Below are 781 nucleotides of genomic sequence, written 5' to 3' on the forward strand. Positions count from 1 at the left end.
CACATTGTGTGAGTGAGAAAATTAAGTAACCCTTCTTTGAGAGATAAATGGCTTCCTCAATGCTCTCCACCGCTGCCGTCGTCGGCCGCTCCGCCCCGGCTCAGGCCACCATGGTGGCTCCTTTCACCGGACTCAAGTCCGGCGCCGCCTTCCCCACCACCCGCAAGAACGCCGACATCACCACCATCGCCAACAACGGTGGAAGAGTTTCATGCATGAAGGTGTGGCCCACTGAGGGACTAAAGAAGTTCGAGACATTGTCGTACCTTCCCCCTCTAACAACCGAGCAACTCCTCAAGGAAGTTGAATTCCTCCTCCGTGAAGACCTCGTGCCTTGCATCGAATTCGAATTGGACCCCAAGAACGCATTCCCACACCGTGAGAACAACCGTTCCCCCGGGTACTATGATGGAAGGTACTGGACAATGTGGAAGCTGCCCATGTTCGGCTGCAACGACCCCGTACAGGTGTTGAAGGAGTTGGAGGAGGTCAAGATCCTCCACCCCGAAGCATTCGTTAGAATCATCGGATTCAACCCCAAGCGTCAAGTCCAGATCGTCAGTTTCATCGCCGCCAGGCCAGCAGGCTACTAAGCGTCCTAGTTCGACCCGACCCATGAATTGACTTTCATGACACGTGGAGTGGTCTAGGGGTTATTTTTTTTCTTTTTGCTATTTGTTTTGTATGCAAACTCATATTGTGAATCTTCTACTCTCGGATCTCCGGCGGAATGTATGAGCATAAATATCATATCATGAACGATCCATTTGCTTAATTAATA

The 781-nt window shown here is 51.0% G+C and carries 1 protein-coding gene; it reads left to right on the forward strand.

Annotation, left to right across the window (positions count from 1 at the left end; translation table 11 throughout):
* The first annotated feature begins 47 nt into the window (after window positions 1-47).
* Entirely contained in the window at window positions 48-593 is a 546-nt protein-coding gene (locus tag GFJ41_RS19950; RefSeq protein WP_170075980.1) for a ribulose-1,5-bisphosphate carboxylase small subunit, read from the forward strand.
* Window positions 594-781: the final 188 nt, after the last annotated feature.

Origin of the sequence: Paraclostridium dentum (assembly GCF_012922555.1) — a bacterium.
Classification (GTDB): Bacteria; Bacillota; Clostridia; order Peptostreptococcales; family Peptostreptococcaceae; genus Paraclostridium; species Paraclostridium dentum.